Raw genomic sequence first — 21,920 nt, forward strand, 5'->3', positions numbered from 1 at the left:
TAGTCTTGATTTTCATAAATTTGATTATAAAAAAGTTCGCACTTTAATTTAACCAAACTGTCAGATTTCATCGTGACTACTTCATATTATGTTTGTTCTTAAACCCTAGTGATAAGTCAAACAGTCTAAATATTTATTATATAGTTGTATAACGAATCATTTACAGGTTTATCAAGTAAATATTTGAAAAAAACTACTGGTGAATTAGTGTTTTTCATTGTTCCTTGTTCAACTGATCCTTCTACAATTGAAACATCACCTAAGTAGTAGAAATCAGTTCCTTCACCATCTTCTTTTTTAACGAAAAGTAAAATTCTTTTTGAATTAATTACATTTTGAATTTCCTCACTTGATTTCTTCCTATTAGATCTAGATTCCCAAGCAAATAGTGATGAGTTAATGAAATGATCATTATAATTGATATCGCCATCAAGCTCATCTTCTTTATGATATGTTACAAAGCATGGAGTTATACTATTTTTTGTTCTATATCCATAAATAGTACTACTAATATCTTTTGGCCAATTTAATAATCTACAAACATCTTTTCTGCTATATTTCTGGTATCTAACTAGCCCTTTATTATATAATTTTAATTTAAAATTTGAATCGAATGTAGCAATCGAATAATCAATTGAATCAATTAAAAATTTTTTGAAAGTATCATTATCAAGCGCATTTTTTAAACCATCTCCTATAAATATTCTGTTATTATCAGATTTAACACAGTCAAAGGATTTCCTTATAAATTCAAAATTTAAATTTATAAATAGAGATTCTATTAATTCTTCATCAATTTTATACCCATAAGTAGAATAAATCTTATCAATAAATGAATTTTTACTTATGTCTTCATGTCTTATTAATAAGCTTAATAAGTAACTTTCCTCAACTCTTTTTCCATTGTTAATTTCTAAAGTGAAATACTCCAATAATTTTGATAATTCCATACTCATTGAACCTTTATATCTATCTTCAATTAAGTCCACAAAATTCAAGTATGATTTTTTGTAAGTTGAATAAAGCCATGGATCTCTTGATCCAAAATTGATAAAATCCATCATCATAGGAATTTTACCTATTTTATATTTCAGATTATGATAATCTTTTTTCAAATCAGTAAGCTTTTGCATATTTGCCTTATTGATCGAATCAAATATTCTATCTTTCGATATTGCATCAAAATTAACTGTTGATATTCCTGGTATTAGATTACTGCCACTTGCTAACATTTTTCTGATAGTGTCTTTATTAAATGATGTATCACCATATAGAGCAATAGGAACAAGGTAGTTATTGTTATAATTTCCAATGAAATCAATGACTGTCAAGTAATCTTTGTTTTTAGATTTTCTTAATCCTCTACCTAGTTGTTGAACAAAGATAATCGCAGATTGGGTTGGTCTTAGCATAATAATTTGGTTTACACTAGGTATATCTATACCTTCATTAAAAATGTCAACCGTAAAAATGTAATCTATTTTATCTTTCCCATTGCTTTCTAACTTCTTAATAGCATCTGTTCTAATTTCTTCTTTACTTTCACCAGAAAGATAAATTGATTTAAAACCTACTTCATTAAATTTTTTAGATAATTGTTTTGAAATTTCATTACTAGGACAAAATACAAGTCCTGTTATTACGCCTGAATCTGTACCATACAATCTTGATTTTTCTATTATATGTTTAACTCTTTCATCACAAGTTAATTTATTAAAATCTGAGAAATCATCTATTAACTCGTCATTAATAGTTATATCACTCACGCCATAATAATGAAAAGGAGAGAGCATGTCTTCTGAGAGAGCTCTATTAAGCCTGATTTCATAGGCAATATTGTAATCAAATAATTTAAAAATGTCTGCACCATCTGTTCGTTCTGGAGTAGCAGTCATTCCAAGTAAAAATTTTGGTGAGAAATAATTTAATATCTTTTTATATGAATCTGCACCTGCTCTATGTGATTCATCAATCACTATATAATCAAAATGGTTCTTACAAAATAATTTCAAATTTTCTTCTTTAGAAACTGTTTGAATAGTAGAAAACAAATAATCTGCATCCTTTTCTTTTGTATCTCCTGAAAACACCCCCATACTTATTTGATTATCAATTAAATTCCGAAATGTTTCCATAGCTTTTTCAGCAATGATTCTCCTATGAACAACAAATAAAAATTTCCCAGGTTTGAATTTTTGGACATCAAATGCAGAGAGATATGTTTTGCCTGTTCCTGTAGCAGAAATTAGTAAAGCCTTCCGACATCCGTTTGCTCTAAGATTTTTTAAATTATTAAGTGCATCTTTTTGCATTTGATTTGGCTCAACTTTCGTTTTTTGAAAAACTGATGATAAGTTAACCCTCTCTGCAATAGCTGTAGCAGTATTCCAAATTATTGAATATCTATCAATAAAAGCATCTGTTACAAGAATAGCAGATTCATATTCTTTAGTAAACTCATTAATAACTTGATCATATATTAATTCATTTTCTCTAGCTGAAATTTTTAAATTCCATTCTTTGTTTAAACATAAAGCGTTTTGAGTTAAGTTACTACTACCTATAATGATGTTATTAATTTTCCCATGTTTAAAAAGATATCCTTTAGAGTGAAAAGAATCATTTATAGCAATTTTTAATTCAATGTTTTTGAACTTACGAAGTCTTTTTAAAGCCTCAGGTTGAGTAAAATTTAAATATTGGGAAGTTAATATTTTCCCTCTTATATTTTTTTTTTCTAATTCAATTAAAGTATTCATTAATGTTGCTATACCACTTGTGGTAACAAATGCCACAGAAATCCAAAACTCATTACAAGATTCTAATTCACTAATAAGATTAGTTAAGAATTTTTTCCCATTAGAGGTATCATTTACCAATAATTCAGGCTGATAATTAGTTTGAGAATTATTTTTTTTATTTACTAAACCTGATTTAACACTTTCGTTATGGATTTCTGATTTATTCATTTATCTTATTTTATAAGTTTATTAACTATTGGTATGTCTGCTGCTGCCCAATCTAATTGCGTTAATTCATTTTTTGAGAGCCATTTAAAAGAAATGTGTTCAGATAGTGTTAGAAGCTTTGTCTCAGAACTACAAATGAATGAATACATGGTTAAGTGAAAATCTGGATACTGATGAGTTACAGTAAAAAATGGTTTTTCAACCAATATTTTCATCTGAAGCTCTTCATATATTTCTCTAATCACAGTTTCCTCAGGTAGTTCATTTTTTTCAATTTTTCCACCAGGAAACTCAAATTTTTTTGATATATAATCTAATTTACTTTCACCTCTTTGAACACAGAGTATTTTATCATCGTGAAATATAATTGCTGCCGATACTTTAATTTTTTTCATATTTTAAGTTAGTACGCACTTATTTAAGTAATACAATAAACCCCAATTGTTTGAGTGATTAAAGACTACAAAATTATATCCCTATTTGCAAAGATCTTCTATCTTAAATATTTTAGAATACTTTCTAAAATGTCTGTACCAAGCTTTAAGAAATCAGTTGCTTCTTGCTTACTTATTTGACTAATATGTGCTGCTTTATTTCTATAGTCATTTGTTAGTGAATTTAATTGTGTTTTTAATTCATTAGATAGAAATTGATCACTTGCAATGGATACAATATGCCCTCTAAATTCTTGTAATAAATTAGATGATGAAATAGTATTACCATTTGGATTTATGATATATCCAAATATGAATGCCATTGTACCTAATGTGAATTTTTCTGACCTCTTTTTCAAAGATTTAGCAAAAACACCTGATTTACTGTTTTCAAACTCGTTTTTAAGGAATAGGGGATCATTACTGGTTAATATATCTAACTTTGGATAAAAAGACACAAAAAACTTCCTTAATAGCTCATTTTCAATAGCTCTAGAAAATTGTAATACAAATGGAGAGTAGTCATCCATATTATTTCTATCAAATTTTTCTTTGATAAAATATGCTGACGCTAAAAACATTTTAGAGTTATCTTCTAATAATTCATAATTACTTATGTTACTTTCAACTTTTGAATAAAAAGCTTGAAGATTAGTTGTTTTTGAGTTGTCATCTAAGACTTTATAAATACTTTCAATACGCTCATCAGTCTTAATAGAAGATTGTTTAATCTCCTTAAATTGGTTAGACAATTCAGAAAAGTATGACTCTACTGTATTACGAAGTTGAAACACTACATTTGTTAATTCTTTTATATCGTTAATAGTGCTTTCTTTGGAATCAACTTCAAATACTTCTTCTATTATTTTAGCAATTTCTTTTGCAGAAACTCCTCCATTTGCATCATCTTTTGTGATAATTAGCGTACCATTTTCACCACCACCTTTGTCAAAAGGAAGTATATTTTTCGATTTATACCATGCTAATTTTTCTTCCCAATTTTTATAGTACTCAGAATCATTCAACATACCTAAATGTTCCCAATAATAGTCAATCCCCATATCATCATCTATGATATAAAAATCAGGTCTTTTTGTTTGCCCATCAATTTCTAGTTTAAACTCATATTCAGGTTCTAAACCATTTTTAAGGAGTAATTCATAAATGATCACTTCTGATTTAGAGCGTAAAAACTTTCCATCTGAAGCACAGTGAATTAGATTTTTCTCAAATAATACTTCTTCATATCTTGTAATATTTGGCTTATAAAACAGATTTGTAATTCTCTGTAAGTTTGCAGACCTACTATCATTTATATAATTAAATAACATTTGAGGATTACCCTGATATAACAGAATAACTTTATTAACCTGTCTAGATAAGGCAGTGTATAATAATTCCCTAGATAATAGAACACAAGGTTCTGGAATAACTAATATAACTGTATTAAATTGACTCCCTTGTGCTTTATGAATAGTTAATGCATATGCCAGTTCTAAATAACTCCCTTTTTCATCATCAAAATCTTTTGAAGTAAACTGATATTTATAACCTACTTGCGAAGAAAACTCAACTTCTAATTGATAAGGTTTAGACCCATTTTTCCAATTAGTGCGACCAACTGAAATTCCTATTTCTCCATTTGCAATATAGTTAATACCTGTATCAGGATAAGTGCCTTTTGATCTAGAGTGATTTTGCATATTTATAACTTTATCACCATAAATTATCTTTTCTAGACCTAATGGCTTAGGTGTCTTACTTCCTCTATAGGACCAATCTAAAGCATCCTTTTTTAATTTTTGATGTATTCCTCTATTAAGTTGGTTAGTGCCGAAAACTTTAGATTTGACTGGACTCAATAATTGCCAATCTTCAATTTTTTTAACAGCTTCATTCCAATTAAAGAAACCAGCGTCATTAGCACCAATTGATTTGTTAAAAGATTTTTCATCTTTCACATCCAATTCACTTTCTAAAACTTTATACAAAACATCATCAAAGTTAGATTCATTATCCCAACTATATATTTTGATGTTTTCACTTTCACCTTTAATGACTTGTTCAAAAATCTCATCAGCATTGTTTTCTTGAGTATTTCCTCCAAATAAATTGGCGAAATCTGTATCAAGTCTTTTCTTATTATCTTTTTTTACTTGTCGTGCTGAAGTAGTTAATTCAATATAAGAATTATCAATTTTTGGAAACCTGCTTTCTATTCCTTCTGGTTTGATAAAATTAATTATATCAACAAACGGTCTGCCAGCACCAATTGGTGGAAGCTGTCTATAATCTCCCACAAGTATAAGTCTTTCTACCCGTTTTAAATGCTGTAAAGTTGCAGCTAGCATTTCCTCAGTCAGCATAGAACACTCATCTATAATGACTGTTTTATAACCCATTTCTTTCTCCGCATCATTTAAATGAAATGATTGGGTAGAACCTTTAAATCTGCCTGATTTAAATAAAAAGCTAGCGATAGTTTTTGCAGTTACACCAAATTTTTTAGCCTTTTCTTCCATTCTAACACGAGCTTTTCCTGTTGGAGCTAAAAAAAGAACATTACCTTGTTTTATTTGAGGAATAGAGGCTAAAGCTGATAATAAAGTTGTTTTTCCTGAACCTGCCTGCCCAATTAATACAGAAAACCTTGCATTAGCCATCACTTCTAATGCCTTTGTTTTTTCTTCTTTAGCTTTTAAATCTTCATCAGTATTCTTAAATTCAATTTCACTCAGATACTTTCCCCAATCTTCTTGTAAATTATGCTTTTTAGCATTTATCCTTTTTGTAATTATTGAATTTATGAGTTCTGCTGTATCATTGAACCTTGATAATTGATATGCTTTCTTATTATCTGCTGTAAAATGAGTTACTATACTTTTATCGAATACAGAAGCAGCTAAATTGAAATAGTCTGAGTTTAAATTACATTCTGGCTCTATTGGTAAATTAGCAATGTTTTTTACTAATTCTTCTTCTGGGAATAATGTATGACCATTATTAGCTTGGAATTCCAACTGCATAACAGTTAATGCTTTTATTCTTTCCTTACTTAAGTTAGAAAACTGTTTCGTTTGGAAAGGTTTGAGCTTTTTGGTTGTATTCAGCATTAAGCCAGTGTCAATAACTGAATAGTTAATTGGATCACAAGAATGAATAGAGATTTCATATAACAAATAAGGATTTTTTATAAGCTCTTGATCTGTTTTATCTTGGTATTCTTTTTTCCTTTTATTGATATCAAAAATTATTTTAACTTGAGATTCACTCAAATTAAATCGGCTCAATAACTGTAAAAGAAATAAACGAGATTCATTACTATTTTTATAATAGTGCCATAATTCAATATTTTCAGGAGAAATGCTATTTTTTAAATCTTCTGGTAATGAGTTTATATCAATAAAAACATTCTCCAAATACTCCCATGGACAATCTTCTTTTTCTATATTTTTAAATATATATTGCGCTAAGAAATGAGCTCTTTTTATACCCAAAGCAGCTAAAGATGAGCCAAAACCAGGATAATCTCCTCGAAGTTTTTTAGTTAGAAATAGTTTTTTACTTAACCAGTCTAAAATATTATCCCAATTACTTCCTATCTCTAATTTTTTAGCCAGTTCAATTTTTTTGATTGATTCACGTAAGATATAAATTGCAAAATCGTGAGATACATGTTCTGTAGCATAAGAAAATTCCGCTCTGAACTCATTGGGGATTATAACCGCAATGCTTTTTGGATCAAAATTAGGATGTGTTTTTTGATATTCAATAGCTTGGTGATATGGGAAAATAAAACCATTCTTAAAATCAGGTCTAATGCTGTGGTTTACCATATGCTCCCATGGCATAGATACAAAACCTGTATCATTTGATGTATCAAACGGTTGTGGTGGATTGATTGATAAGATTTCTCCTAATCCTATTAAAACTCTGTTGTTTTCTTCTACAAAAGGGACTTCTTTAGCATAAAAAAAACTTAGAGATTCATTAGGATTAAGATGTTCAAAAAAACAATCAAATACTGCTTTTTGATTTGGGTAATGCTGCACCCAATTCGTTGTAAACTTTAAGGATTCATCACTAGTTTTAGCATATGGCTCTTGCTTTGGGTCAAATTCTAAATTATACTGCTCTGCAAATTTTTCAGCAAATTCAGGCATTCCCCATCGAAAAGGTACTGCTGGGGCACTATATTTTGGATAAAGAACAGTTGAAGGCAAAAGATGTTTGTAATAATCATTATAGCCCTTTGCATATGGATGTTTAACAGTTCTATTAAAGTCAAAATCTGCCATAAACATGGCACTTTCAGATATGCATGGAGGTAATTTATTTTCATCTTTAATTTCACAAATCTTTCTACCTGCAAATTCTTTCTCTAAATTATCATTTCTGTTTTCAGCACAATTTTTAAGAACCAAACAAGCATCATTATTTTTAGCATTTGTACAAACAGTACCATTCCAAGCATTGTCATGCCATGGTACTCTAATTGATAAATGCTTTTTTATATATCTTGGATTATAATTTATTTTCATGATTGTTGCCTTTTAAAAATTCTATCATTTCATAAGAAATACATTATTTAAATTGTTAATACAAGATCATACAAATGATATTAATTAAAACAAATACATATATGAGCCGAGTAACTATGATTAATTTCCCTCTATAAAAATGAGAATTTACGTCAATTAAAGATTATTTGAAATATGAGTTTCCGTACTCAAAAGTTGAATTATTTTTAAAGTTAAGTTTATAGTTAGATGCTTAATTTTTCACCAAATTCATCTATAATGATAGTGACATTTGTTTATAAATATTTTGATCACTTTAGTTGTTTTATTCTTAATATCAATGCTTTTTATTTACCAACATTGTTTAATTACCAGCATTTATCTATAAAATCTTTACAGAAAACTATTTCATAATCTTTTATAAATTGTATATACATCACCACAGCAAAATTCGTGATTTGTTAATGATATATTTACTTAATCAATTAAATGTTTTTAATGCCGATAGATGAAGAGTTGTAATCGATTATCCAATTAACTTGACAAAGAGTTCACAAAAGAATTTTATCGTAACTTGCTATTGCAGTGTATAGTATCTAAAGTTCTTGTTTTAATTTAAAAATAAAGGAAAGACAAAGTCTATAGCTAAAGGTACAAATAGAAAAATTAACGAGTTACAACTTTCTAAAACAAATTTCACTGCCGAAAAAATGACTTTAAACAGCTTCTAAGTTTAGATATCAAAATATAATAGACAAAAACCCATTTTAGATGTTAGATAGGTTTCTAGTAATATCAACAGTTATATAAGCTACACTTATCTTTACTTTCAGCTATAAAATTTTAATTATCTTTTTGTGGTATACAATATTAAATATTCTTACTCATTTTTAGTTTATTAATTAAGTTACTGTATCAAAAGAAAACCATTTAAGAAATCTTTGAATTAATATAAATATGCCAATACCAATAATCATATGGGGAGTAATAAGTGGAGCAACTCTATTAGGGGCAGGATACTCTTTATTTAATTTGTCAAAAAAAAAGATTTATATTTCAGCACTTGGGCCTGTAAGTTCAGGTAAAACAACATTCCACAATTACTTACGAAAAACAAAATTTGAAGATGGTACAATTGGACATAATGACCTTAAGGAAATTAAAATTGAAATAAAGGATAAGAAAATAACTCTATCAAAAGGTAAAGACATATCTGGTACGGAACAAGCTGTAAAAGCATACTACAAAGATGAGATAAATAAGAGTGATTTGATTTTCTATTTTTTGGATTCAAAAAAAATGTTGGTTGACAAAAGTTATGTTGAAGTTAATATTGGAAGGCTAAACTTTATTAATAAGATTAATAAAGAAAGGCATAAAAATAATAGGGCTAAGGTAATTATAATAGCGTCCCACTATGATTCAGTATCACATATTAACAATGCTAGACAAAAAGTATGGCAAAAGATAGAGAAAATTGCTAGTGAAGGAGGTATTCAGGCACCTCATTTTATTAATTTAACCGATAGTAGTCAGTTAGAAAAATTAAAAATTAAATTATTTGAGGATGAAAAGTAGTAATGCAATTTGGGTGCAACATGAAAATGCGGATAATAATGAATATCTTTTTTTTGAAGATGAGCTAATTGCAAGTAAAGATATTGGAAAAGTAAAGTATATAAGAGAATTATTTTTCAATAATCCTTCTAAAGAAATTATTTGGGAGAGTAAAGATTATTCGCAAAGCTCAGTTTCTACTCTAAAGGACGGATTTATAATAACAGGTGTTTTAATTAATAAGGATAAAGATAATAGGAAATTACCATTTATGATATTTTTAAAAAATGGAAATATTGATAATGGAATGAAATATATTAATGAAAATTTGTCAAAAATCCACAAAAAGGTAGATGAAAATTTATTATTGACATTTTTCACCGAAATCTCATCATATAAAAAAAGTAAAAAAAGTAAAAAAATAATTGTTATTGGAGTAGCAACGGTATTAACTATCATAATTTATAAATTGGTTTCCAAATGAATACTATAAATTCTAAAGTAATTATGTTTACTAGGAAAGAAGATGTCCTAGCCTCAAAATATGAGGATAATTATGATAATGTAATTTCAAAGAATATCCAACTATTACCAAATAATAAAATTGAGGAATTCTTAAAAATTCACGAAGTATTAGGGTCTCAAAAAATATCTAATAACTCTATTTTAATAGCACATCCATATAAAGCAAATTGTTTTGTCAGCATACAAAACAGTAATGAATTACTTCAAAGGGAAAAACTATTAAACACTGCTAATATAGCTAAAATTTTAGGTGCGAAATCTTTCGAAGTAAAAAGTATCAGAATAAAAGAAACAGAAAAAAATTATAAAATAGATGCAAATGGTAAATATAAATGCATTAGTACAACTTTAAAAACAGAAAAAAATGTTGATGAAAAAACTCATAAAAATTTCTCTCTTAAGAACTATTATATAGGTAGTGAACCCGATTATCAAAAAGCTAAAGAAAAATTGTATTCCTATGGATTAAATATTGATCCTGAGATTTCAGCATTAGTAGAGTCTAGAAACCCTATAGACTCCAATTTGTTATCCCAACAAGAAATACTATTAAATACTTCTAGTGAATTAAATGAAAGTTTGGATATTGCTTCTAATCTAATGCTTTTGAGTAATATGGTTGAAATTGGAGTTTCATTTAAAAGTAAAATACATATTCGAGAGTCAGTTGAATTATCAATTAAAATTACATTTTAGATATTTATTTTACTATTAGAAAAAATTCTAAATACAATTACTGATTTCAAATAAACTATGTAGGCAATACATGTTAAAAGTTGATGATGAAATTAAAAGTTTACATAACAATTATAATATCAATCATACTCTATACATATTCTTATTCACAAATATCAAGACCAGGATTATCTAAATATCCTGAATTAATTTTTGTCGAAGGTGGAAAATATATCATTGGCAATGATGATGATAAAGAAGGTTATGAGTTACATATAAATTCATTTAGTATTGGGAAATATGAGGTAACTCTTGAGCAGTTTTCATATTTTATTGAACAATCAGGATATAAAGTTGATTATTCAAACACAAACGATAACGAATATGATCCATCTGATGATGTATGGTTAACTAGTCCAACATATTATACATGGAAAAATGGTGATGACTTTAAAATCAAACCAAAATATGAATATAATGAACCTGTTGTAAATATATCGTGGATTGATGCTATAGCCTATTGTAATTGGTTAAGTGAAAAAACAGGCGAGAAATATAGATTACCAACAGAGGCAGAATGGGAGTTTGCAGCCAGTGGAGGTAAAAAAAATCACAACTATAAGTATGCAGGTAGTAATGATTTAAAAAAAGTTGCATGGACAAGTAGTGATGGGAAACTTGTAGGAGTTGGTTATAAATTACCTAATCAATTAGGTTTGTATGATATGAGTGGGAACGCATATGAATGGGTTGATGATAAATTCAGTGATGATTATCTCATTGAGTCAGAAAAAAATAATTATTCTCTTGATTCTAAAGTAATCAAAGGTGGATCTTGGAGTACAGGGTTGAAGACTTGTGAAATTAAATTCAGATATCCGAAACGTTCTTTTGTTAGACTTGAATATTTAGGTTTTAGGGTTTTGAGAGAACATAAATATTAATTAATAATGAATCTAGAAAAGATGTATAGGAATAATTGTAAAAAATTCCAATTATAAAAGGTTTGGTTTCATAAAAAGTCCATCTATTATAATTCAGAAATTTTTTTTTCAATCCCAATTTATTGGTGCAAGCAAGTTTTAATTATTTGGGAGAGCATAAAACTGGATAGAGCTACTTATATATTTAGATGTAGTGAAGAGTAATATATTACTATTTTTAAAGATATAGAAGCCTATTTTAAGAGTGATCATATCGCAAAAAGAGCAAAATTAATCGGTAGGGGAGGATTTGATTCTACGCAAATTCAAATAGAATTTAAGTATGTAGGTTCACTTAAACATATTGGATATAGTTTCGATAAATGGCAGAAAAACCTTAATATAATTATTCTAGAATTGAAGAAGTTAGAAAGTGAATTTAGATGTGAAAATTTCTGCTATCCAGAAACTCAAAAATTAGCATAAGTATTTTCACTCATTAAAATATTCTAATCATATACCAGAAAGGAGGATGACTATCAATAACTTATGACACACATAACCCCCATATATGTTAAGTATTCCACTTCTTCGGCAAAGCCAGAGTAGGGGAGAATAATTACCTTCTAGTAGAATCAAAGGCCAAATCGTGGCCTTTAATTTTTACTGGCTTCAACCAAAGGAAATTTTACCGTTTTACAGGCCTGTAAAACTTATCTACTGTTTAGCCTCAAACCAAATTTTATGGAGGTGAGGATGCAAGAGTATTGATTTTTTGTCGGATGATTTTTGAATATTTGGTAATTGCAAAATGAGAGATTATAGAATAAACATCCACAAAAATATTGATTTGAAATAGTAAAATAAACCATATTTTCACATATATTTATCACTTTAGTACCTTTGAATGGGTAAAATTAATATAGATTAATATATGACAAACAAATACTTTCAAACAACTTCAATCAATTATAAACATATAATAGTATTTACTATCTTATTGATATTTAAAATATCAATAAATGGATTATATTCTCAATCATTTTATGGAATAACTGAAGGTGGAGGAGAAGATGGTAATGGGGCAATTTTTCAATATGACATTAATAAGCAAGAATTAATAGATCCTGCACCTTTTAGTGTTAAAACTAAATTTGATGGAGGGTTTTCTAGGAATACTCCTTTCGTTGAGTATAATGGTAAATTAATAGGAATGGCCTCATCTGGTGGAACATATGATGAAGGTATTATTTATGAGTGGAATCCTTCAAACAATTCATATGTGAAAAAATATAATTTCAACGATACTGATAGTAGTGGATATTTTCCATATGGTAGTTTGGTATTAAAAGATGGAAAGTTTTATGGAATGACCTGGTGGGGAGGTGATTATGATACGGGAGTTATATTTGAGTGGGATCCAGAAACAAATGAATATACAAAAAAATATGATTTTAAAGATGATATCCAACCTACAGGAACCTTAACACTAAAAGGGGATAAATTTTATGGCATGACAGAACAAGGAGGAGAAAATGATGATGGAGTCATATTTGAGTGGGATCCAGAAACAAATGAATACTCAAAAAAATATGATTTTGTTAAAAGTAATGGAGCTAATCCTGTTGGTAAATTAGTTTTAATGGATAGTAAGTTTTATGGGTTGACAAGAAGTGGTGGTCTAAATAGTTCAGGAGTTATATTTGAGTGGGATCCAAAAACAAATGAATATTCAAAAAAATATGATTTTAATAATTATATAAGTAAAAATTTACTTCTACAAGATAGTAAGTTTTATGGTGCGACAAGAAGTGGTGGTTTAAATGGTTTAGGAGTCATATTTGAGTGGGACCCAGAAACCAATATCTTTAATATCAAATATAATTTTGACGAAAATAGTGGAACTATATTGACTGGGACATTATTTCTATGGAATAATAAATTTTATGGTATGACAGATCAAGGAGGAGTAAATGATGATGGAGTCATATTCGAATGGAATCCAGAAACCAATGAATACTCAAAAAAAATAGATTTTGAGTATGAAAGTTCTGGCACATGGCCTACATATGGATTTACTTTATTAAATAATAAATTATATTTTACTACAACATTTGGGGGGAAATTCTCTAGAGGAGCGTTAATCGAATGGGATCCCACTAACAATACTATTCTCAATATGCTTAATTTTGAAGAGCAAAGTGAGGAAGGCGCCAATTTATGGGGTGGTTTAATCCTAAAGGATGATAAACTATATGGAGTGACAGGTGATGGTGGGAAATATGGTGGAGGAGTAATATATGAATGGAACCCTGAAAGTAATATTTATACAAAATTGTATGATTTTGACGGTGTGAATGGAAAATCTCCAAAGGAGATATTAACAGAGAAGGATGATAAATTTTATGGAATATCACAAGAAGGAGGAGAGAATGATTACGGAGTAATATATGAATGGGATCCCGAAACAAATATTTATACGAAAATGTATGATTTTGATGGTGTTAATGGGAAATGGTCTATAGGAAATTTGACACTTTATAAAAAGAAATTTTATGGTACAACATGGAGAGGAGGTGTAAATGACCTCGGAGTAATATTTGAATGGGATCCTCAAACCAATATATATACAAAAAAAATTGATTTTGACAATGAAAATGGAGTAAGTCCTTGTAAGAGTTTGATATTAAGAGATGATAAATTTTATGGGATGACTCATGAAGGAGGAGAAAATGATTACGGAGTTATCTTTGAGTGGGATCCTGAGACTAATGAATATGTAAAAAAAGTTGATTTTGATGGCACAAATGGGAATAATCCTTATGGAGTTTTAACATTAAATAATGGGAAGTTTTATGGGACAACACGGAGAGGAGGTGTAAATGACCTTGGAGTAATATTTGAGTGGGATCCAGAAACAAATGAATATGTAAAAAAAATTGATTTTGAGAGAACTACTGGAGCAGGACCTTTAAGCGGCTTACTATTAAAAAATGATAAATTTTATGGGACAACTTCTAGTGGAGGAAAATACAATGACGGTGTAATTTTTGAATGGAATCCAGTTAGTAATGTTTTTAATAATATTGCTGATTTTAATGGGATTAATGGTTCATATCCAAAAGGTAAATTATTATATTATGATGGAGGAAGTGAAATAACACTATCAGCACCTATACTTAAAGTAAAAAGTCTTAGTGAAACTGAAATAGAACTTAGTTGGATAGATTCCCTTAATCATAGCGATGATATTGTTTATGAAGTTTATCAGGGTGAAAATGTCTTAATCACTACTTCGGATTTAAGCTATACAGTTAAAGGTTTGAATGCTTGTACTGAATATAGTTTTAAGGTTTTAGTAAAAGATAATCTGGGTAATAGTAATTCAAGTAATATTCTAATAACCTCAACAAAAGATGAAACAGCTCCCACTAAGCCATCTCTTACAGATATTAAATCAGACTGTAATGTAACATTAACTCCACCTTCCACAATTGACAATTGTGATGGAGAGATAATAGGTACCACTACAGATTCCATTTCTTATCAGAAAAAGGGAACATACTTAGTAAATTGGATTTTTATTGATCAGAGTGGTAATCAAGTAACAGCTACTCAAACTGTTGTTATAGAAAAAGATCTATTAACATGGTATGTCGATACAGATGGAGATGGTTACGGAAATACTGAAGATAGCATTCAATCTTGTGAACAACCAGAGGGCTATGTTTCAGACAATACAGATTGCGATGATAGTAATGCTGATATTTATCCTGGTGCAGTAGAATTAGAAGATGGAATAGATAATGATTGTGATGGTTTTATAGAATCACAAACTTTATTTGCATTGGATATAAATCTTTCAATTCCAGAAAGTCCAGCTACAATAAAATTTATAGCGTATATCTATCAATCTATTGAAACTGGATTGGAATTAATAAAAGAAGAAGTAATAAACACCAATTCATTTAATTTGACTGATTTAGCAGAAGGGAATTACATAATCAAAATCATTCCTGATAATGAGTTACATCCGAATTTATTGACTACATATTCTGGAAATACTGTTCTTGAATCTGAAGCTGAATTAGTTTATCTAAGTTCTGATAGTAATTATGAAATTCAAATTCAACAGATTGTAAATGATGAAACTGGAAATGGCACAATCGAAGGTATAGTATTATCTCAGACTGGTATTTCAGGTGGTAGAATAACTCAAGACTTAGAAGAGACAGGAACTCCACTTCCTAATATTCCAGTTTATGCAGAATCTTCAACTACTGGAAAAATAGAAGCAAGTGCATTATCAAATGAGTCTGGTAAGTTTAAGTTAGAAGGTTTAAAAGCTGAAAGCTATCAGATTAAAGTCGATTACGAAGGCAAAGCGATTGATACAAGTTCATCTTCAGTAAGATTAGAAGAAGAAAATTCTACTATTAAAATTTCAGTTATTGTGAATGAAGTAGACATAAGTATGATTGTGGAATCTATCACGGGAATATCTGATGCTTTATTAAATAAAGGGATTACCTTGTTTCCAAATCCAGTTCAAACAAAAGTAACCATAGAAACATCTTCGGCTATTTCTGGTAAAGTTACAATCGAGGTTTTAGATACATCAGGCAGGAGAGTACAGCAAAAATATTTTGACGAAAACTCATCGAACTTTGAACTAGACATGAGTAATCTTTCAAAAGGCATCTACCTGATTGATTTGAGTTCAGAAGAAGGTAAAGCTATTTGGAAAGTGGTAAAACAATGAAAATAGTATGATGTTTTGTATAAAATAATCTAAATAATTGGCTAATAGTATATCAAATTAAACCATTAAAAGAAAGAGATAACAGTATATTTATATATATCAATAGATTGACACTTTAGATTCAAGTTGGATCAAACAAGAACGTTAAGGTGATTTGTTTGAGTAAATAAATTTTTTTAGGCTAAAGACTCTATTAAAAAAGGCAGGAAAAATAAATGAGCATTATAAAGTTGAATATACAATTGTTGAACACACTAGTATTTGAAAGAAGAAAACAATGTATTATATTGATTATCTTGTTTTCTCCATTAATAGGATGCAATATAAGTCAAAAGCCTAATCCAAATTTGATTCGTTTTTATTCTCCTGATACTACAAAGTGCTTAATTGTTAGAACTGAAGGAGATACAAGATATATTTACAATGGAGATGAAATCAAATACATTCTAGATACAAATTATGTAAAACTAGATATCAGTAAAATTGCGAAGCTAGGGCAATGTATTCATATATGTTGGGATGATGAAGGTTATGATTGGCAAGCTATTGTAGATGGGGCTGAAATTATCGAATCTAAGTTAGATACTAATAAGTTTAAAGTTAAGACGCAATTACCATTAAATGAAAGAGGTACTCCTACTGAAATTAAATTTAGAGGTGAGAACTGTGCTATTTATAGTTATTATTCCAATAGTTTGTCACCTGATAATAATGGTGCTATTATTAAGTAGTTAGAAATTAGGTAAAAGTCATAATGAAGGGCGATTGAAAGTATGGTTAAATACTAAAAGATGAAAAATCATATGATGCAGGAGTTGGTAAGCTCAAAAGATACGTTAGTGTTTGAAAGGAGTATTCATAATGTAATATGGGGAATTCTCAGTTGAGTTTAAATTTAGAAATAGCAGCAGATGGCTTTGTAAAAATCTTTGTAGCTAATGAAAGTAATATCGATATTTGGTTTGATGATATTGAAATCAATTATACTCCAGCCAGAATTGTGCAAGAAAATCATTACTATCCTTTCGGGCTCAACATGGCAGGCATTGAAAAACAAGGCATTCCTGACAACAAGTTTCAGTACAATCAGGGTACAGGTAAGAAACAGTTCAAGACAGAGAGGGACAGGGATTTTGGACTAAATTGGGACATGACCAAACATAGAACCTATGATTACCAGTTGGGTAGATTCAATCAAATTGACCCATTGGCAGAAGCCACACCACAAGAATCACTATCTCCTTATCAATATTCATTTAATAACCCTGTTAGATATAATGATCCATATGGAGATTGTCCTGACTGTCCTTGGTTTAGTGATGATGGTGCTAGAGTAAATTATGAATTGCGAAAATTGGGTAATTATATTAAATCTAAGTTCCAACATGATGCCTTAGATGGTAATGGACATAAAATTCCTGTAGGAGCAGTTGCATACTCTACATATGAAAAAGATGATAATCCAAATGGGAAGGGGTGGAGATCAAAGGACTTTACAGATGGACCTACCGAAATCTACGACGATGTGGATAATGTTACAATAGGTTCATCAGGAAATTCAGTTGTTAGTTTTTCTCAAAATTTGAGACATGGCCTAAATGGTGTAGTAAGTTTTTTTGAACTAGAAGATGCAGTAAATGCTGTAAGCGCTTTCTTGGGAGTTGAGGATAAACCTAGTAATAATACAACTACCACAATTCAAACGTCAGACACCCAAAATAAACCCCAAGCACTTAATCCTGATGATTATCCTTCTGAATCGGAAAAACCTCTCCCCAATGCAAATGAAACTGGAGAACAAGGAAATAGTAGTAGTATAAATCTAAATCCGCAAGGAACTATTAAGGAAAGAAGAGTATATGCTCCAGACAATAAAACAAAAATATATTCTGATACTGTAAAAACTGATAATAATGACTGATAATATTATTTTTAAAACACATCTATACCTTTTTATGTTGTTGATTTCATGTGGTGTCCAACAAGAAGAATACGAGAAAGATTATTATGAAAATGGTAATTTAAAGTATATTATACAAATCCAAAATGGAGAATACAATGGAGAATTAAAATTATATTATGAGAATGGAGAATTAAAAACCGAAACACGTGTTGTAGATGGTATTAGGAACGGGCCTTTCAAAAAATACTCAAAAGATGGTTTGCTTTTAAAAGAAGGCACATATAAGGATGGTGAATATAATGGACATTATAAGGTTTATTATAATAATGGTAAGCTCAATAAAACATATGTTTTAGAAAAAGGAATTGCCAATGGTATAAATAAAATATTCTCACCTAAAGGTAATATAATTTATGAAGGTAAATACATCGATATGTATATGGTAGGGACACACTACGGTTATTATGATGATAGTCGGAAATTATTAAAAAGTAAAGAGAAATCCGTTTTATTTGTTTTTGAAGGTGACACGAGCTCCATACCTATATTTTATGAGAAATACGATAGTTTAGGCAATTTGTACGATTCTAAATCAAGGGTTAACGTTATAACTGAGAAAGATACCTTTTATCAAGATGAAGAGGTACTTGTCACTTTAGAAGTAACTGAACCTGAGCACTCTAGAATAATGGCACATGTAGGTAACTATAATGATGAGTTTATTTTAATTGATAGTACTGACTTCATTACATATGGCAATATTGAAACTTTAGGTCATACTATTGAAGTGGAATTACCTACTGATAAAATCGGGAAAAAAATGTTGAGGGGATATATTTATGATTTTGATGTAGAATCAAAAACAGACTCTGGAACTACGACCATTGGTTCATTACATAATTTTTTTGAGTATGAATATTATGTGAAAAAGCATTAAAATGCTTGAAGCCTTACAAAAATGGTAAGGCTTTTTTATTGTTAAGGCAGAGTATATGTGTTCCACTGGATTTTAGCTTCTTGTTACACACCAAATTATGGGTTATAATGTTTGATTCTTTCTTGGATTAAAATATACAAATCCCCAATGTTTATAAAGATGTTGGGGGTTTTGTTTATACATAAGCTATTCATCTATATTATCAAGAAGTTCTGCTAGTTCTTTTTCTGAGATATTTTTTTTGTCAGATTTATCGTAGATGGAGAGTAAAAAGACGGTTTCTTCTGTTACAACTATGTGCATATAATTCTAGTGAGTACAATGGGTTAACATTCTGAATATCAGTATGTTATAAATATCCATAACTATCATTATGTTAAATTAAAAATAAATTATTCCCCATAATTACCTTGCGCATATGATGAGACAATACTTGTGGTTGGAGTCTTGCAGTTATTAGGGAAATCGAAGAAGTAAATACATTTTGGCAATCCATTTTCAAAAATAATTTTAACCCAACCTTGGCTATTACCTCCAAAGCCAGAGTAACTATAATTTGCTTTAATAGAAATAGGTCTTCCTTGATTATCTTTTGACTCTATTGTGACACCTGAAATGCTTCCTGCTGTGTAACGATTCATCATCCAAGTCTGTGCTTGAGCTGTAACTAAGTCATCTATCAATTTGTTAAAGTTTTGTGATCCTGTAGGGCCACCTGACTCTTTCATTGCTTCATATTTACTTTTGCCTTGTATCCGGTTTAGAGGTTGATTTCGAGCAAATAACTTAAGGTTTTCTTCCAATTTTCTCAAGGCATCACAATCACATTTGTTCAGACCAAATATTTGATTCATATCTAGTTTTAAACCTTTTGCTTTATGTGCTAGATCTACCGAATTACCCAAAGAATTTGGGTTCATGATATACTCCATTACATTTTTCAGTCCATTTGCTCTGTGTATTTGCTCAATCTCTAATTTAGATTTATATAAATCAGGGCGAGCATATAAACCCGTCCACACCCACTCCCACTCAACACAATATCTACTGACTTCAACACCATAGCCATTCGTAGTAACACTCTCTTTAACACAAACCTGCTCCATTATTTTAACTTTGTTATCTGGTAAATAACTCGCGCATTGTTCACCATAGGCTCTTAAATACTGCTCAAAAACTCCTAAAAAGTATGGATCTTCCCTAGTCAATTCAATATTCTCGGAATGCCCTCTATATAAATAATCAAAAAACTCTGCATTATACATTCCTTCTGTGTTCAGATCTGCATTTTGGGCCTGAGCTGGTATTATAAAAAATATTGCTAGAATTAATTTCAGTAAGTACTTCATTGTTTTATAAAGGTATATGTTAATGATAAGAGATAATTGCTAGTTCAAAATGCTACTGTAATCCATAGCACCAAATGAGAATTAATTTTACCAAGAAGAAACATAAAAACACATACCTATTTACCAGTAAATTCTGTTGTTTATCAAACTACAAGAGTTTCCAATTTGGACAATACAATGGGAAGTAACTGGAATTGAAATTTCTAATACGGCCATTGATTTAGTAAAAAAAATTATGAATCCAATATAACTATTCATCATGGGTCTGTAACAGATATGCTTTTCGATGATAAAATATATGATGGAATTTTCTGCTTCTAACTAAAAGTATTAAAAACTATTCTTTTCAGATAGGCCTTGATTATTTAGAGAAAAAACGTTTTTATCTCTCTTCACAAATAAGATACATAAAACACGGAGGAAAAGAAACAAATGAATATTTGGCAGCACCAAGTGATTCGATAACTCAAGAAGCTGAATATTTCCATTTAAATACAAACATTAACCTTTATCATAATTTGGTTGAACATATCTCTTTGTTTGCGGGAATGGGACCATTCACGAACTTATTACTAAGTAAAAAAGAATTTCCTGCTCATTATAATGGGATCTATCACTTGCAACAATTAGTAGTTGGAGGCATGCTAAAAGCAGGGCTTATTATCTAATTATGAAGATGAATTTTTAGGAAATGCTTGTTATGATAACATATTAAATGAATTACAAAAATTTAAAGCTGTAGTATATGTCCATCCTAGTTCTCCTGCTGCTTCTATCAAAAAACCAGAATTTGTTCCTATAGATTTTATAACAGAATTTACTTTTAATACCACAAGAGCCGCAAATAACCTTATTTATAGCGGAACAATGGAAAGATGCCCTGATGTTCAATTCATATTTTCTCATATGGGAGGTACTTTGCCTTATTTACATAGCAGAGTAAAAGTGGCTTTCCCAAGGTTAGAACCAGTAAGAAATGCCATGCCTGTTTCTTATAAAATAAAAACTCGTTGGGCCAGTGTAGATAAAAATATATCCACCTATATTGCTAGAATGTGGTTTGATACTGCCCTAAACGTTGATCCTTTTGTAGTTAAATTGACAAATGAAATTGCACCAAACCATACCTTATTTGGCTCTGATGCTTTCTTTGCACCAAGAACTGTAATAGATAAATTTGTACCTTGTCTTCAAAATCATTTGACACAAGAAGAATTTGAAAATATTGCTTTTCGCAATATTATGGCTCTGTTTCCAAACCGATGGAGTTAATAGGTCCAATTTGATCAAAATAAAAAAATTAATTATTCTGATTTCCCATCCACTGAAAGTTATATTGTGCTTTTCATAACTATTTGAAATTGAA

14 protein-coding genes are annotated in these 21,920 nt (G+C 29.5%); 10 read left to right on the forward strand and 4 right to left on the reverse strand.

What is annotated here, in order from left to right:
- Positions 1–125: 125 nt before the first annotated feature.
- From OQ292_RS38300 to OQ292_RS38310, 3 genes are all read right to left on the reverse strand, one after another.
- Entirely contained in the window at positions 126–2,969 is a 2,844-nt protein-coding gene (locus tag OQ292_RS38300) for a DEAD/DEAH box helicase (protein WP_284689552.1), read from the reverse strand.
- 5 nt (positions 2,970–2,974) lie between these two features.
- Positions 2,975–3,364: a (deoxy)nucleoside triphosphate pyrophosphohydrolase gene (locus OQ292_RS38305; protein WP_284689553.1), complete on the reverse strand. Its 390-nt coding sequence runs from the start codon at positions 3,362–3,364 to the stop codon at positions 2,975–2,977.
- Between the two features lie 98 nt (positions 3,365–3,462).
- On the reverse strand, positions 3,463–7,944 hold the full coding sequence (locus tag OQ292_RS38310) for an ATP-dependent DNA helicase (RefSeq protein ID WP_284689554.1): 4,482 nt from the start codon (positions 7,942–7,944) through the stop codon (positions 3,463–3,465).
- A gap of 936 nt (positions 7,945–8,880) precedes the next feature.
- On the opposite strand from OQ292_RS38310, the gene OQ292_RS38315 reads away from it, so the two are divergent.
- From OQ292_RS38315 to OQ292_RS38350, 8 genes are all read left to right on the forward strand, one after another.
- Entirely contained in the window at positions 8,881–9,501 is a 621-nt protein-coding gene (locus OQ292_RS38315) for a hypothetical protein (protein ID WP_284689555.1), read from the forward strand.
- Positions 9,491–9,964, forward strand: a complete 474-nt coding sequence (locus tag OQ292_RS38320) for a hypothetical protein (protein ID WP_284689556.1) — start codon at positions 9,491–9,493, stop codon at positions 9,962–9,964. Before OQ292_RS38315 ends, OQ292_RS38320 begins: the two co-directional genes overlap by 11 nt.
- A complete protein-coding gene (locus OQ292_RS38325; protein WP_284689557.1) occupies positions 9,961–10,701 on the forward strand; it encodes a hypothetical protein in 741 nt (246 codons plus the stop codon). Before OQ292_RS38320 ends, OQ292_RS38325 begins: the two co-directional genes overlap by 4 nt.
- 83 nt (positions 10,702–10,784) lie before the next feature.
- On the forward strand, positions 10,785–11,624 hold the full coding sequence (locus OQ292_RS38330) for a formylglycine-generating enzyme family protein (protein ID WP_284689558.1): 840 nt from the start codon (positions 10,785–10,787) through the stop codon (positions 11,622–11,624).
- A gap of 913 nt (positions 11,625–12,537) precedes the next feature.
- Positions 12,538–16,365, forward strand: coding sequence for a choice-of-anchor tandem repeat GloVer-containing protein (locus OQ292_RS38335; RefSeq protein WP_284689559.1), 3,828 nt, complete (start codon positions 12,538–12,540; stop codon positions 16,363–16,365).
- Positions 16,366–16,610: 245 nt separating this feature from the next.
- Positions 16,611–17,096, forward strand: a complete 486-nt coding sequence (locus tag OQ292_RS38340) for a hypothetical protein (RefSeq protein WP_284689560.1) — start codon at positions 16,611–16,613, stop codon at positions 17,094–17,096.
- A gap of 137 nt (positions 17,097–17,233) precedes the next feature.
- The gene (locus tag OQ292_RS38345) at positions 17,234–18,286 is read left to right on the forward strand and encodes an RHS repeat domain-containing protein (protein WP_284689561.1); all 1,053 of its coding nucleotides are present in this window, start codon (positions 17,234–17,236) and stop codon (positions 18,284–18,286) included.
- 34 nt (positions 18,287–18,320) lie between these two features.
- Entirely contained in the window at positions 18,321–19,205 is an 885-nt protein-coding gene (locus OQ292_RS38350; RefSeq protein ID WP_284689562.1) for a toxin-antitoxin system YwqK family antitoxin, read from the forward strand.
- Between the two features lie 392 nt (positions 19,206–19,597).
- Here OQ292_RS38350 and OQ292_RS38355 read toward each other — a convergent pair whose 3' ends face one another.
- A complete protein-coding gene (locus OQ292_RS38355) occupies positions 19,598–20,554 on the reverse strand; it encodes a hypothetical protein (protein ID WP_284689563.1) in 957 nt (318 codons plus the stop codon).
- A 440-nt stretch (positions 20,555–20,994) separates the two neighbouring features.
- On the opposite strand from OQ292_RS38355, the gene OQ292_RS38365 reads away from it, so the two are divergent.
- Both OQ292_RS38365 and OQ292_RS38370 read left to right on the forward strand, forming a co-directional pair.
- Positions 20,995–21,222, forward strand: a complete 228-nt coding sequence (locus OQ292_RS38365) for a hypothetical protein (RefSeq protein ID WP_284689564.1) — start codon at positions 20,995–20,997, stop codon at positions 21,220–21,222.
- 40 nt (positions 21,223–21,262) lie between these two features.
- Positions 21,263–21,826: an amidohydrolase family protein gene (locus tag OQ292_RS38370; protein ID WP_348970710.1), complete on the forward strand. Its 564-nt coding sequence runs from the start codon at positions 21,263–21,265 to the stop codon at positions 21,824–21,826.
- Positions 21,827–21,920 lie beyond the last annotated feature (94 nt).

The organism is Chondrinema litorale (assembly GCF_026250525.1).
Lineage (GTDB): Bacteria > Bacteroidota > Bacteroidia > Cytophagales > Flammeovirgaceae > Chondrinema > Chondrinema litorale.